This window comes from Roseobacter weihaiensis (assembly GCF_020622345.1).
Lineage (GTDB): Bacteria > Pseudomonadota > Alphaproteobacteria > Rhodobacterales > Rhodobacteraceae > Roseobacter > Roseobacter weihaiensis.
Genome location: NZ_JACNMO010000046.1, coordinates 1 through 14,005, shown reverse-complemented (window position 1 = coordinate 14,005; position 14,005 = coordinate 1). Strand labels below are relative to the sequence as shown.

The following is a 14,005-nucleotide window of genomic DNA, read 5'->3' as shown; positions in this document are numbered from 1 at the left end:
GCAGCGGACTTCTAGAAGGCATCCCGTCACCGACGCCATTATGGGGCGGCACGTTCGACCCCGGAGAGAACCATGAGCCCGATGCGACCTAAATCCGTCCTTGAAATCGAAGCCGCAGATAGAGAACTTTGGGTGCCGCTGCGCCAATGGCTGCTGTGTGCGCCGCGTGCCGAATACGCGCGTGCCTGACCTCAGGCATTGAGTGCCGGAAATTGTTGAAAGGGAGCGGCAAATCGGCCGCAGGACTCGGATTTATTTTACCTGCGCTTCCGGCGCCCTTTTGCGCGACTGGGATCAGGTCTTGCGAAACGTCCAGTTGATGCCATTGAACCACGTACCCACATGGATCGGCCGTGGCCCATCCACCTCATATCCTTGCGCCCGCGCACCCTGGATAAGCGCCGTAATGACATGCTGAACAATGTTGCCCTTGTCGCTTTCCAGTCCGTTCAGAATAAACTGACGCTCTCGGGCCTGGCCGCTCTCATTTTCCGGCTCGATAAATACCAGCCACATCATGTCAGGCCCACGATAAACCGTTGTTTTCCGATGCCCGATCCGCGCGATCCTGTCCCAAGACAGCTTTGTCCGCCGAAGCGGATTGCGCGCCCATGCCCGCATCTCGACCCCATCCTGATTGATGCGAAGCTCGCTTTGATACGGGCGCCATTGCAGCGTCGCCCACGCCGCAACCAGCAACAGGAAAATGAGAACGCACATAATCAGCGTCCCGTCAGACCGCGGATCAGGCGGAAGCCGTACACCGAATTCAAAGAGCACCAGATAGATCAGCCCACCGGCTGAAAGCAGGCAGAGAAGAGACAAAAAGGCCTCACCTTTCTGCTTGGGCCCGAAATATCTTTCGCTTTGCCCCCTCTCATCGCTCATTCGCTTCTTGAATAGGTAAAACACAGCAATTGTTTGGCAGATTGCGGTAAATCGTTTGTGTTGATGGCAACATGTCCAAGCAAACTACCCGCAACGAGATATGCCAGCAAGCCTCGATGACTGCGCCACGGTCAGCAATGTGCGTTTCCCTAGCCGGGCGTTTGGCTGATCGCTTTGATGAGCTTGAAGACTATAAGGACTGTCGCGCCTTCCTCAAACTCGAAGCCAAGAAGGTTATCGCACGTGCTGATCATAGTGCCGGTGCGGCTCTATCCACTGAAGCAATAGCCGACATTCGCTGCGACATGACGGATGAGCCGGTAATGGGATGTACCGGCTGCTTCACCCAGCAGGTTAGGCTTGGCCTATTTGTGCACCATGGAGAAGTAGCATGGCGAAGACATACTCTGATGAACTGATGTCGGTTGGTGTCGACATTGGCAAAGATATATTTCACTTGGTTGGTTTCGATCACGATGGCCATCTTGTGTTGCGCAAGAAGATCAAGCGTCTCGCGCTAGTAGCGACGTTTAAAGATTTGGCACGGTTATTGTGGTCATGAAAGCGTGCATGAGCGCGCACTTTGTCAGTCGCACACTGCGCAAACTGGGCTTTGAGCCACGGATCATCCCGGCAGTCTATGTGAAGCCGTTCAATAAAGGGCAGAAGAACGACTACAACGACGCCGAAGTCATTGCGGAAGCGGCGTTACGCCCCAATCTGAAGACGGTCTCTGAGAAGACGCAAGAACAACTCGACCTGCAGGCCCTGCATCGTGTCCGGTCGCGTCTTGTGTCACGGCGGACCGCGACGATGAACCAGATCCGGGCGTTCCTGCTCGAGCGGGGCATCACTGTCCGCAAAAGCGTAGCCGCCCTGCGCAACTCACTCGAAGCTATTCTGAACAACCGAAGCGATGAACTGTCACTGAGGATGCGAAAACTCATCCTGGGCCTTCAGCAAGACTGGGTCTGGTTGGACAAGCGGATCGACATGACGACATCCGAGATCAAGGAGCTTAGCACTTCCGAGGAGAGCTGCTAGCGCCTGATGACCATTCCCGGGATTGGCCTGTTGATCTCGACAGCGGTTGTCGCCGCCCTCGGGAAAGGCGTAGCCTATGACAGGGGCGGGACTTCGCGGCATGGCTAGGATTGGTGCCACATCAAAACAGCACTGGCGGGCGGAGGATTCTTGTGCGCCTTACTAAGCGCGGAAGCAAGTACCTGCGCACTCTCTTCCGTCCAGGCCGCGCAGGTGATCATGATGCGGCCCCAGAACTGGCCTAAGTTCAGCTTTGGCCCCTGGCTAGAGGCGGCCGCAACCCGCATGCAGCACAACAGGCTCGGGGTCGCGCTCGTCAACAAACTGGCCAGGATCGCCTGGAGCGTTCTGAGATCAGGCACCGACTTTGACAGGAGGGGCCACGAGATTCCGGTTGCGCTCTAGGAACCCGCAAACAGCAAAGATGTTCGTAAACCTAACATGCATGGAACGGAACAATGCCGCTCCCAAAGTCTGAGAGCCCAAATGGCCATAAACGGTCCGGTAGGTAATGAAACAAGGGCGCGGGCGTATTCCCAACAGGGCCACGGCAACGAAGAAAGCCGATCGAAAGGCCGGATACATATCAGCGACTTCCAGAAGACATGCATCACAGGCATTGCGAGCCGCAGACGGTACATAAATGCGGGCTCAGAGCCGTCACTGTTCATCGTTCAAAGACGGTAAGGCGGCACCCCGGTGAGGGTCGCCGCCGCGCTCTTACCGCCCGTTGTGGTGCACCTCCTGCAAGCCGTAGACAGGCGTGTCGATGCCCTCCATCCGGGCCTTGAGCTGCAGCGACAGGAACTGCGAATAATGGCGGGACTGGTGCAGGTTGCCACCGTGAAACCACAGCGCCTCAACCTGCGTCGGCTTCCACATGTTGCGCTGCTCGCCCTCCCAGGGTCCGGGGTCCTTGGGCGTGTCCGAGCCCAGCCCCCAGACCTTGCCGACCTTGTCCGCGGTTTCCTGGTCGATGATATCGGCCACCCAGCCGTTCATCGACCCGTAGCCCGTGGCGTAGACAATCAAATCCGCCTCAAGCCTGGTGCCATCGTCCAGGACAACACCATCCTCAACGACTTCAGTAACCTGGCCATGCGCCAGTTTGATCTTGCCATCAATCACCAGCTGGCTCGCCCCCACATCAATGTAATAGCCCGACCCCCGCCGCAGATATTTCATGAAGAGCCCGGACCCATCAGCACCCCAGTCCAGCTGAAACCCGGCCCTTTCAAGCCCGGCGTAGAATTCTGCATCCACCTTCCTGATCTTGTCGTAGACGGGGATCTGGAACTCATGCAGAATCTTGTAGGGCAGCGAGGCAAAGATCAGGTCCGCCTTGTTCGTGGTCATGCCCGCCTCGACCGCGCGCTCGGAGTAAAGATCACCAAGACCAATTTCCATCAGCGGTTCGGAGCGGACAACATGGGTCGTGGACCGCTGCACCATGGTCACGTCAACGTCCCCCTCCCACAGGGCCGCGCAAATATCGTGCGCGGAATTGTTCGAGCCGACGACAACCGCTTTCTTCCCGGCATAGCCGTCCGGTCCCGGGTGCCTGCTGGAGTGGTGCTGATCCCCTCTGAAGCTGCCCATGCCGGGCAGTTCCGGCATATTGGCCTTGCCCGACATGCCGGTGGCAAAGACCAGCTGTTTCGGCTTCAGGATGACCTCTTCACCGTCCCGGTCGACGGTCACCATCCACTGCTTGCTTGCCGCGTCGTAGGTGGCGTTCTGAACCGTCGACCGGGTCCAGTAGTTCAACTCCATGATCTTTGTGTACATCTCCAGCCAGTCGCCGATCTTGTCTTTCGGCGCAAAGACGGGCCAGTTCGGCGGGAAGGACAGATAGGGCAGATGGTCGTACCACACAGGATCATGCAGGCAGAGAGACTTGTAGCGGTTGCGCCAACTGTCGCCGGGGCGTTGGTTTTTCTCCACGATGATCGTGGGCACGCCCAGCTGCCGCAGCCGCGCGCCCAGGGCAATGCCGCCCTGCCCCCCACCGATGATCACCGTATAGGGCTGTTCGGTATAGCCAAGGCTGCGGCGCTCCTTCGCGATCTCCTCGGCCCATGTCCTGCGATGCTTGCCCGCGCCGTGCTTGGCGCCCAACGGCCGCTCATGGCCCAGCGGCTCCTCATGGCCTTTCAGCTCCACCATGGTGGTCAGCAAGGTCCAGATCAGCTCGTCCTTGAGCCGGATCAGCCCATAGCCGCGCGCAACACCCGTCTCAAAACTGATCCAGGCGGTGATGATCCCACCGTCTTCCGTGGCCACTTCGCCGTCGGCAACGCGCCAGCCCGTCGGCTGGGTGGCCGAGAGCTGTGCGCCCAGCATGTCGCGCACCTGGTCCTGACCCTCCATCGTCTTGATGTTCCAGGTGAATGTGACCAGATCGCGCCAATAGCAATCGGTCTGGAACAGCGCAGTGGCGGCCTCAATATCGCCCTGTTCCAATGCGGTGCCGAAAGCCTCCAAAACAGCTGTGACCTGGTCGTTAATCGTCGTATCTAGCATCCTCTACCTCCCGTTAGACGTAGGGGAGTGTGGCAGAGTTGGCCTGCGCAGGCGACAATTTCCTGCGTTGCGAAGCCAGTTGCGCGGGGAACGCATGATTTGACCGGTCAAACCCATTGCGCCGTCACGATCACATGCAGTGACAATGGTGACATCGAGGGGCACTCTTATTGCAGTAACCCGAAGACAGCCAATGAAGGCGGAAATGCCCGGATGGAGCCATGGGAAAAAGGGCTTTTAATTGGTTCAACGGAAAAATGGTCAAATCCCGCAAGCCTTGCCGCAAGCTCCGGAAGCGGGCGTCAGACGCTATGAACCCCATTGTTTGACATGGATATCTGCAAACCTCGCTCGTGCGTCCAAATCCCCTTAAAATAAGGCTCGAACCGCAATTGCAGTGTGTATTTCCGCTGTTCACGAACTGGGTCAATCTTTGACGTAAAGGTCAAAGTCATCTGACGTTAAACATCTGGCTGATCTGTGATGCCGGTATGAGCACGGGCAATACCCGACATCCCATTACCGAATGACAAAGTCAGTTCAGAAATACCGGCGTATGGAGCGCTCGATTGAGAAGAACGCCCATATCGTTGAAATGACCCAGGCAGGATGACGGCGCGGCGAGATCCCGCCAAGCCTTTTTGGTTTAGTCGAACACCGCCGCGATCTGATCGACGGCGACACCTTCCTTGATTTCGCGTAGACGTGCGTAAGTCAGGGCACCTGCAATGCCACCAAACGCATAGGCGATGCCGTTGATCCCCGCAAAGCTGACAGCTATGACGATCTGCCCAACCAAACCACCAACTACAAAAGCCAAGGCGGCAATAAGGAAACCAGCGACTATTTGTACGATCACGGACATGGCAAGCACGACGACAAGCAGGCCGGCGATGGACCATCTGTATTCCTTCGTCAAAGTTGCACTACGGCCCATGGAGCCGAAGCCGCCGCGCTCGATCACGACGACAGGCACCGTGACATAAAACACCGCATAGACCCAGAGTGCGCCGATGACCAAGGCGAAAGCCCCCAAAGATGTCAGTATCAAGACAACGATCGACAGTACGATAATTGGGAACAGCGCAGGTAGAGCGGCAGAGAAGTAAGTCCCAATGCTGTTGGATCGGCCGAGCTTCGCATCATAGGCAAGTTGGATGATCAGGGCTGTGACCAGACCGTAGATTACCATATTGACCAGCGTCGGCACGACCCAGCCGACCACACCTATGTTCGCTGAGACGATTGCGTCCGGTTCGGCAATGCCAGTCGCCAAATCGAAGCCGAGGAACGCTGCCGAGACGATTAAACCAACGATTGCACCGGTAAAGCCCAGCAACAGGACCTTGGCGAAATTGCCAAACATAATCGAAAAGCTGTCTGAAATTATGCTTCCAACGCCAAGTGGGGTCTTTGGTGCATCAGTGCCAGCCGTCGCCATATTATGTTCCTCACGTTTTGAATATCCAAAAAACCTTCAACTCGATATATCCTTAGAGCCAAAAAAACAGATACAAAAGCCTGTTTTTGACAGGATATAGCATCTGAATTCGCGCCCCCATCCAGAACGTGTTCAATGAGCTAAAAACAGCCTGATTGTAGACCATTTATCAAGTCTATGCGGTGTCAGGCTCAGCTCCGAAGCAGACGCAAAAACGGGGTAAAAACCCACGAGCCTCATCCACGCGGGGCTTGCCTATGATGTTTGTCCACCCGTTTGTCCCCGAACAGTTGTCGCTGTTCCAGATATGCGCGTTGCGCGTTGTAAAAAGCCTGCAAGAACCGCTGATGGTCTGAGGGGGGCACCACGTCCGCGTAGCCGATCTTCTTTCGGATCCGGTCAATGATGGAAGCGAGCGTTTCCTGGCGTTGCCGATGTGACGCCGGATTGGTTGGTGCCGCCTCTGACCGCAGGAATGTCTCCAGGGTCTGCAGCTCGAAACGGCCATAGTGATCCAGCTGATGCGGCAGGAAGACGAAAGTTTTTGGGCCTGTGGCAGCGATAGGTGGGGACGATTGCGCCACATCAGCCAGCAAGATCGGCACTGGAAGATGGACTACATGCGTGCCAGCCATCATGTCTCCGAGCCGCATCCGGTGCGGGTTCGTCAACGGGATCAGCAATGCCATCGTCACCCAGGCGAAACTCAGCCAGGACGCAATCGGGCTCTCGTGGCTCAAGGTAAGCACAAGGGTTCCAGGCAGGAAGACCTCTGCTTCCTTCATCAGGTTTCGCAACACCAGCGCGTGGGTGCTCAACGACCCGCCGAAGTGGGAGACAACCTTGATCTTCATCATCCGCTTGCCGATGGTCTGCCCGTTCCAGGCCAGTTCGGCCAACACATAGTATGGTACCCGTATTGCGAAAAAAAGCAGCGCCCCGATGGCGACCATCGTGTTTGCGCTCACCACTCCGCTAACGCTCATCATAACCAGCAGTGTGATGGCAAATGCGCCGGTGATGAAGATATCCGCGATCTGTGCGCCCAGCCGCACACCGGCACCGGCGACGGGCAGATTGAGCGGTACGCCTTCCGGCGGCAGAATGGTCGCTGCGGCCTTGGCCCGTGCGGCGCGGCGCTCCTTGCGGCGCAAACGGTTTGCTTGTCTACGCTTCATACCTGTCGCCGACCGCCGAAGAGAATCCATGCCAGCCACAGGCACCCGACGCCCCAGCCCAGCACGTAACGTAACGTTCGGTCCTGTATCAATTGGCGTGCGAAGCCTTCCAGAATGGCGGCGACCAGTAACATGAGCGCCGCCACCAGAGCGAGTTTCACCGCATCTTTGCCGGCCCTGTGCAGCGCATCTTTGCGCGACTGCTGGCCCGGGAAGAGTACTGCAAGACCCAGCTGCAAGCCGCCACCGCAAGCCACGCAGATTGCCGACAGTTCCGTCACCCCGTGCACGGACAACCATCCACCGAGGTCCCAGCCCAACCCGCGTTCCACATGCAGTGCGTAAAAGGCGCCCAAGATCAGACCATTGTAAAACGTCAGAAGGAAGGCGGGAAAGCAGGCGAAGACGCCCAGGCCAAAGACAAAGATCGCGATGCGGGTGTTGTGAGAAAAGAGATAACTGGCGAAAGCCCCGAGACCAGACCCCTCGGGGGATGCGTCGTAGATCACGGACCGCAGATCAGAGGTCGACGCGTCAGGCCCGCGTCCATCTGCAAGGCCGGGTGGTATGAACACATAGTACCAGTCCGCACTGTCCATATAGAGCAGATAGCCGACCAACACGCCCAGTCCCATGCTGAGAAATCCAAGCGCGATGTACCCCGCCGAGCGACGCATAGCTTGCGGCGCCGCAACGGTAAAAAAACGGGCAAAGACACCACCAAGCGGTTCCTGCGGTGCGTAGACGCTGAGGTAGGCACGCGCGGCGAGCGCGTCCAGATAGGCCAGCAGCGCCTTGTCGAGCGAGATCTCACGGGCGATGGACAGCGACGTCGTGGCTTCCCGGTAAAGTGTGGCAAGATCGCGCGCCTCGGCAAAGCTCAACGATTGCGCGCCGCCCCTTTCCGCTTTGCTCACCAGGTCTTCCAGGCGTACCCAATCTGCTTCGCGCTCTGCTCGGAACCGGGCCGAACGGATGGTGCTTGTCACCTCCTTCATCAGATCAACTCCCGCTCCTTGATATCGAGATAGGCCGAGATCAAGCGTCCCGTCACCTGTCCGGGCTTCGCGTCGATGACCGTCACGCCGAGATGGGTGAGGCGTTCGAGGACCAGCCGCCGCTCCGATATGGATTGGTTCGCCGCAACCAGCGTCGCCACGCCGGTCATATCGGTTGGCGCCGTCTCCACGCGTCCTTCGACATCCTGATCTCGAATGGCGACAAAGAGGATAAGATGTCGCTTGGCCAGGATGCCGATATTCTCCAGCATCAATTCAGCCGACGTCGTGTCCACGAAATCAGTGAAGATGATGATCAGGCTGCGTTTCGGTGTGCGCGCGTTGAGCTCTGTCAAGGCGAGGGTGTGATTGGTCTCGCGGCTGACATAGTCAAGCTCTGCCGCCCAACTGCGCAGTCGCACGAATGCGGCACGACCTGCCTGTGGCTTGGCAAAGGAGCGCGGGCGCACATCATAGGCATAGTGGCCGACAAGATCGCCGCCAACGTCTGCCGCCCAGGCAACCGCCAAAGCCGCGGTGACCGCATGATCGATCTTTGGCAGGCCGGCGATTTCCTCTCGCATCAAGTAGCCATTGTCGATGGCCAGGATGACATGGTGGTTCCGCTCCGCACGCAACTCCTTGGCCACGAGCGTGCGTTTTCTGGCCGATCTTTTCCAGTCAATGGTTTTCACGTCCATCCCGGCGGTAAAGTCGCGCAGTTGGTGAAACTCCGATCCATCACCGATGGCCCGATTCTCCTTCACGCCGAAAAGAGCGCTGACGACGCGGGTGGTCAATGCGCCCGATTGGATCAGCCTGATATTCGGCACGACCCGGATCTCAGCACCCAGTGACACTTTCGGTACGAATTCAAAAAGCCGCAACCGAGACGGCCAAAAGAGCCACAGGTGGCCCAGTTCCCAGTGCCCCCGTCGGGTCGCGAGCACCTCGACGGATGCGGACCCATCATCCGAAAAGGCCACGTCATCGGGACCGTCCAGCCCCGCGGGCCAATCAAACCGCGCCCGCTGTTCCAACCGCATGGCCGGATCAGAGAGATGTAGCACCAGTTTTTCGCCAATGAAGACCTCCGCAGGTGCATGATACGTCAGATCGGTTCGTCGTCGCATCGAAAGCGCAAGATCTGCGATTCCGGTCAAAGCCAACACGGCCCAGCCCGCCAGAGCCAGATCATACCCCACCCCGCCCCAGACGGCGGCGAGGACAGTGAACGCCAGAGCCACCAGGGCCAGCACAAGGCATCTGACCGAGGGGCGGATCAGCGGGGGACCTCAATCTGGCTGAGGATGCTTTCAAGCACCATGTCAGGGGACCTGCCTTCGATCTCTGCGGCGGGGCCCAGGACGATGCGGTGCCGCAGAGCGGGCACGAACATCCGCTTCACGTCATCCGGGATGGCAAAATCGCGCCCGCTGAGCGCGGCGGCGGCCCGGGTGGCCAATGCAACCGAATCCGCTGCGCGCGTCGATGCGCCAAAGGCGATGTCGTCCGTCTCGCGCGTGGCGCGCACAAGACGCAGGACATAGGCGAGAATGCCGTCATCGAGAATGATACTATCGATGATCTTGCGGCTTTCGGCCAGGGCAGCAGGGTCGAGGACCGTCTGAATGCCATCCGTCTCCCCGCGTGCGCGAACAGGCTTGGCCGCATGTTGTTGCAAGATCGCCATTTCGACGTCCTCGGGCGGGAAATCCACGAGAACCTTGAACAGGAAGCGATCCAGTTGAGCTTCAGGCAGCGGATAGGTGCCTTGCTGTTCAATGGGGTTTTGGGTGGCCACGACGATGAAGCTATCGCCTAGGGGGTGGTCTTGCCCATCGATGGAGACCATCTGCTCGTTCATGGCTTGCAGCAGCGCAGCCTGGGTTTTGGGCGGCGCTCTGTTGATTTCATCGGCCAGCAAGACCTCGCTAAAGACCGGACCTTTGGTCAATATGAAGTCATTGGTGTCGAAATTGAAAATCGATGTGCCCAGTACGTCGCCCGGCATCAAGTCCGGCGTGAACTGGATGCGCCCGAAATCCAGCGCAAGCGCTGACGCGAAACTGCGCGCCAGCAGCGTCTTTGCGGTTCCGGGCGGGCCTTCCAACAACACGTGACCCCGAGCAAAAAGCGCGATGATCAGCATGTCGACCACGTCTTCCTGGCCGAGAACGACCTTCCCGATTTCGACGCGTAGCTGATCTGCGCGGGTGCTCAGTGCCTCAAGTGTCATGTCGTATTCTCTCCAAAATACCGTCAAGCGCGGCGACGGTGGCAAGGGCGTGGGCGGCAGTCGCGCTATCAGGCAGTGTTTCGATCTGGTTCAGCGCCGACGTCAGCGCCGTGGCATGCCGTGGGTGACAACGTTTGATGTAGGTCACGAAGGCCTCCGGCCGCGCGAACCGGCGGGCATGAGCTGGCCCGAACAAATGGGCTGCTGTCGCGGCAAGCCGGGCCTGGCAGTATTCACGTGCAAGCGCGCCATCCCGGTTGCTGAGCCGCATCAGCTTCGCCCTCGCGGCGATGGCGACCATCTTGCTCGCTCCGATTCCAGTTACCCCGGTCAACAGCGGCCCAAACCGCACCGCCGCGCGCCACAGCGTCAGCCCAACCACCAGAGCCAGCCCTGCCCACATCAGAGTGAAGGGTGGGGAAAAGAAGCGTCGAAGATCCGCCCATGTCCGATCCCGTTGCACGCGCGATGCGCCATTCGAGAGCCAGTTTTCGCGGCTGTAGTCGATGATCACGCGGCGTTCACCCGCGACCTGGGCGACCCAGTCCCGCATGACAAAGGCGTTCTCGCCCAACATCAGCCCATGATTGTTGATCAGGTCGGGATCAGACAACACGAAAACACGTGTTTTGCCGTTGGTTTTGATGAGATGACACCACCCAAGCAACATGGCTTCTTGTGTTCCGATAATGGGCAGGCAGTTGGAGGAATTCAGTGTTTGTGCAGCATAGATAAGCGTTTCGTAGATCGTCCCATTTTTTGCTCTAAATTCAAAGGTTGTGAACGGTTGGCGCGCGCGCCCGACGCGCATATTGGAGGAGCCGTCGATCAGATCTCGACCTGTCTGCTGGATCAGTTCCCCGTTGCTGAGTAAAAATGGGTGCGCCAGTCCGGTCAACCGCATGCCGCTTCGCCATTTCGGCAAGACAATCAGCGTTGGCACCATTGCAGATTTACTGCGGATTTTTGCGCGTTCAAGGTCGTATTCATCCTGCTGCTGGATCAACTCTTCCTTGGTTTTGGGTGGCCTGCGCCGGTCCACTAGGTTTGTGTCGTAAAGCGGGATGATCTGCAGCCCGATGTTTTCGGTATCCAGTGGCCAGCCGCCGCTAAAACTCTGGCTGTCTTGACCATTGTGAGACAGCCAGAGTTGTAGCCCATCAAGTCCAGTGGGAGAGCTTCGCAAGGCTTGTTGCCGTTGGCTCAGGGCGTAAAAAACCGCGCACAGCACAAGCACTGCCAAGAGCCCAAGGATGATCTTGTCTGCTCCGACTTTCGCAGCCTGGGTTGGCGTGGCCGACATCAGGAGGCCTCTTTCGATAACAGAGGCCGCAGGCGGCCCAGGTAGGTCTGAAACTCAGCTTCGGTCACGTCACGGCCGCCGAATTGCGCCCGCTCGCTGTCATAGACAAGCGCGGTCAGGACCTCTCGCTGTTCATGATCGCGCGGGATCCGGCGCAGAGTGTCCCTGTCCGTCCAACTGCCCTGTATAAGCACCCCTTCCGACGCCACGACCCGTGCCAAAAGCGTCTTGCATAACGCGATCAAGGCACTTCTCCGGTCCGGCATGGCCATGATCGCCTGCAGGCCCATCTGTATCGGACGACCAACTGGCCCACCGCTGGCAACGCGTTGCGTGGTGTCAGTTTCGCCGTCAGGCTGACGCGCAAAGGAAACCGACAGCCGCCCTCCAAAGAGGACCCCAAAAAATATGATACCAAGCAGAAAAATAAGCGATATGACGAAACTGATCCCGGATCCACCGGTCAGTCTGGTCGTCAGCTCAGACGTATCCTCGTCAGCGGCGCTGACGGCCTGGCTTGTCTCAAAGGGTGGCGGTGGGCGCGTCGGATCAAAGTAGGCGATCTGGGTGTCGATGCCGCGAAACCGGATGGAGGCCACATATGCCTCACCTGAAGGCCCAATCCGCTCCGCGTTCAATTCCTGATGTTGCGCATCAGCTGTGGCAACAAGACCACAACAAAGAACCAAGCTAATAAAACCAAACCAGCACCTCATGGACATCCTCTACCCAGAGTGCGTCCTACACGCAATGTCTTCTGAGGCCGGAACTTTCGCACTATAGCAACTCTGGTGCAGAACGCACGGCAGAATCATGATGCCCGATGCGTGATATAAAAAGCTACCCGTAACGCGGCCTCGCAGTAGGGAGGTTCCTTGTGACCACATGTGTCAGGGTACCGCCGGGTTGCTGCCTTGCTGAGAGATGCGTGCTGGCAGGTAGGGTGAGCGCTGGTTCTGCGACGAAGGCGAGGCACTCCAGGGCCGGAAAAACGGCATTGTGGATCGCGTCCGCTTTGGGCTGGCACCCGCCCGTCAACCGATCAAAAGCGTCAGATGACGGCTCCGAGCCCAGTATTGCCGGATGCTGCGAGAACGACAAATGTCAGCTATCCGGTTTGGACAAAAGAGTGTAACATCATCAAAAAGTTGCGTCCGCAGCAGCATCAGTTTGTTCAATCCGAAAGTGCGTACCAATGACCGAATTTGCGCCCTACCTTCCGGGCATTTTCCTGATTTACGGGGTATTTCTTCTTCAAAATGCTACGCCGGGACCGAATGTTCTTGCAGTCGCAGGTACATCGATGGCGCTCGGAAAGATGTCTGGGCTAGCAGTCAGCGTTGGGGTGGCTGCAGGAACGCTCACGTGGTCAACAGCGAGTGTCCTCGGCCTCGCTGCGCTGATCGCGTCCTACGGTCAGCTTTTGTACGTCATCAAGATCGCGGGCGGCCTCTACCTTTTCTACCTTGCCTACAAATCTTTCCGCTCAGCGGTGTCGCGGGACGACCTGAGCGAGGCCAAAATGAACGCAGGCCGCAGCTCCTTGAAAGGGCTGCTTGCAAGGGGTTATCTGCTCAACATGACCAACCCGAAAGCCGCGTTCGGTTGGATTGCGATCGTGTCGCTAGGTATGGATGCGACCTCTCCGGCTTGGGTCCTTGGGGCGATTATATTTGGAACAACAACACTTTCACTGATTGTACACATCGCCTACACGCTCGCGTTCTCTACCACTAAGGTGGTCGCGGCTTACGCCAAGGCTCGCCGACCGATTCAAGCAATGCTCGGGGGTTTGTTCGCCTTTGCGGGTTTCAGACTTCTTTCTACAAAACTGTCATGACGAACGGCTTTGGATTTTTCGTAAGATGATCTTTGACGAAGAACAAGTCAGGGCAGCGCTGGAGAGCGCTTGGTAGTTGGAAACCGCGAAAAAATGGGCAAAGGAAAACCCAGCAAACGGTCAATGCAATGTCACAAGTGCTGTGGTCCATGATCTTTTCGGTGGAGAGATTTTGCGGACGCGCTACCCGGAGGTTTGGCACTACTACAACTGCATAGACGGTCAGCGATGCGACCTGACTGACAGCCAATTTACGAGGCCGGGCGCGCGTTTCCCTGCCCCAAATCCGTATGAGGATCAGCTGACTGATCGCGATGCTGCGATGCAAGGTATCCCGAACCGCGAATACGACGCGTTAAAGAAGTCGCTGATAGACGAGCTTTCAAAGTAGAAGCAGCCGTTGGCGCAGCCGCAGCGAATTGGTACTTCTCTAATCGGGCGTTTGGGTCAAGTTCATTTCATTGTGTCATTTCCGTGCTGTAGGAATCCTTGTCTCTCATCCGGGTCACACTTCTCTTCGCAGTCATTGATGGTCCTGTTCGGTTGGGCCG

12 protein-coding genes and 1 pseudogene are annotated in these 14,005 nt (G+C 57.8%); 4 read left to right on the top strand and 9 right to left on the bottom strand.

Annotated elements, in window-relative coordinates:
• Window positions 1-294: 294 nt before the first annotated feature.
• Window positions 295-825 carry a hypothetical protein gene (locus tag H7847_RS25865; protein ID WP_227272473.1) on the bottom strand — a complete coding sequence of 177 codons (531 nt, stop codon included), beginning with the start codon at window positions 823-825 and terminating at the stop codon, window positions 295-297.
• 134 nt (window positions 826-959) lie between these two features.
• Between H7847_RS25865 and H7847_RS25860 the strand changes: the two genes are divergently transcribed.
• Window positions 960-1,307 (top strand): hypothetical protein, encoded by a 348-nt coding sequence (locus H7847_RS25860; RefSeq protein ID WP_227272471.1) that lies wholly within the window; start codon window positions 960-962, stop codon window positions 1,305-1,307.
• Window positions 1,280-2,337: pseudogene (locus H7847_RS25855) on the top strand (IS110 family transposase). The gene H7847_RS25860 and the pseudogene H7847_RS25855 overlap by 28 nt, the downstream one beginning before the upstream one ends.
• Before the next feature lie 315 nt (window positions 2,338-2,652).
• Here the strand turns inward: H7847_RS25855 and H7847_RS25850 are convergent.
• From H7847_RS25850 to H7847_RS25815, 8 genes are all read right to left on the bottom strand, one after another.
• On the bottom strand, window positions 2,653-4,455 hold the full coding sequence (locus H7847_RS25850; RefSeq protein WP_227272469.1) for an NAD(P)/FAD-dependent oxidoreductase: 1,803 nt from the start codon (window positions 4,453-4,455) through the stop codon (window positions 2,653-2,655).
• 646 nt (window positions 4,456-5,101) lie between these two features.
• Window positions 5,102-5,896, bottom strand: a complete 795-nt coding sequence (locus H7847_RS25845; protein WP_227272467.1) for a hypothetical protein — start codon at window positions 5,894-5,896, stop codon at window positions 5,102-5,104.
• A gap of 236 nt (window positions 5,897-6,132) precedes the next feature.
• Window positions 6,133-7,074: an RDD family protein gene (locus tag H7847_RS25840; RefSeq protein ID WP_227272465.1), complete on the bottom strand. Its 942-nt coding sequence runs from the start codon at window positions 7,072-7,074 to the stop codon at window positions 6,133-6,135.
• Complete coding sequence (locus H7847_RS25835) at window positions 7,071-8,072, bottom strand: stage II sporulation protein M (protein WP_227272463.1); 1,002 nt, start codon at window positions 8,070-8,072, stop codon at window positions 7,071-7,073. Before H7847_RS25835 ends, H7847_RS25840 begins: the two co-directional genes overlap by 4 nt.
• On the bottom strand, window positions 8,072-9,331 hold the full coding sequence (locus H7847_RS25830) for a DUF58 domain-containing protein (protein ID WP_227272461.1): 1,260 nt from the start codon (window positions 9,329-9,331) through the stop codon (window positions 8,072-8,074). Before H7847_RS25830 ends, H7847_RS25835 begins: the two co-directional genes overlap by 1 nt.
• Before the next feature lie 23 nt (window positions 9,332-9,354).
• Window positions 9,355-10,311 (bottom strand): AAA family ATPase, encoded by a 957-nt coding sequence (locus H7847_RS25825; protein ID WP_227272460.1) that lies wholly within the window; start codon window positions 10,309-10,311, stop codon window positions 9,355-9,357.
• Window positions 10,301-11,614 carry a hypothetical protein gene (locus tag H7847_RS25820; RefSeq protein ID WP_227272458.1) on the bottom strand — a complete coding sequence of 438 codons (1,314 nt, stop codon included), beginning with the start codon at window positions 11,612-11,614 and terminating at the stop codon, window positions 10,301-10,303. Before H7847_RS25820 ends, H7847_RS25825 begins: the two co-directional genes overlap by 11 nt.
• On the bottom strand, window positions 11,614-12,213 hold the full coding sequence (locus H7847_RS25815) for a DUF4129 domain-containing protein (RefSeq protein WP_227272456.1): 600 nt from the start codon (window positions 12,211-12,213) through the stop codon (window positions 11,614-11,616). Before H7847_RS25815 ends, H7847_RS25820 begins: the two co-directional genes overlap by 1 nt.
• Before the next feature lie 596 nt (window positions 12,214-12,809).
• Here H7847_RS25815 and H7847_RS25810 point away from each other — a divergent pair.
• Both H7847_RS25810 and H7847_RS25805 read left to right on the top strand, forming a co-directional pair.
• Complete coding sequence (locus H7847_RS25810) at window positions 12,810-13,454, top strand: LysE family translocator (RefSeq protein WP_227272455.1); 645 nt, start codon at window positions 12,810-12,812, stop codon at window positions 13,452-13,454.
• 76 nt (window positions 13,455-13,530) lie between these two features.
• Window positions 13,531-13,845 carry a YunG family protein gene (locus tag H7847_RS25805; protein WP_227272453.1) on the top strand — a complete coding sequence of 105 codons (315 nt, stop codon included), beginning with the start codon at window positions 13,531-13,533 and terminating at the stop codon, window positions 13,843-13,845.
• The last annotated feature ends 160 nt before the right edge of the window (window positions 13,846-14,005 follow it).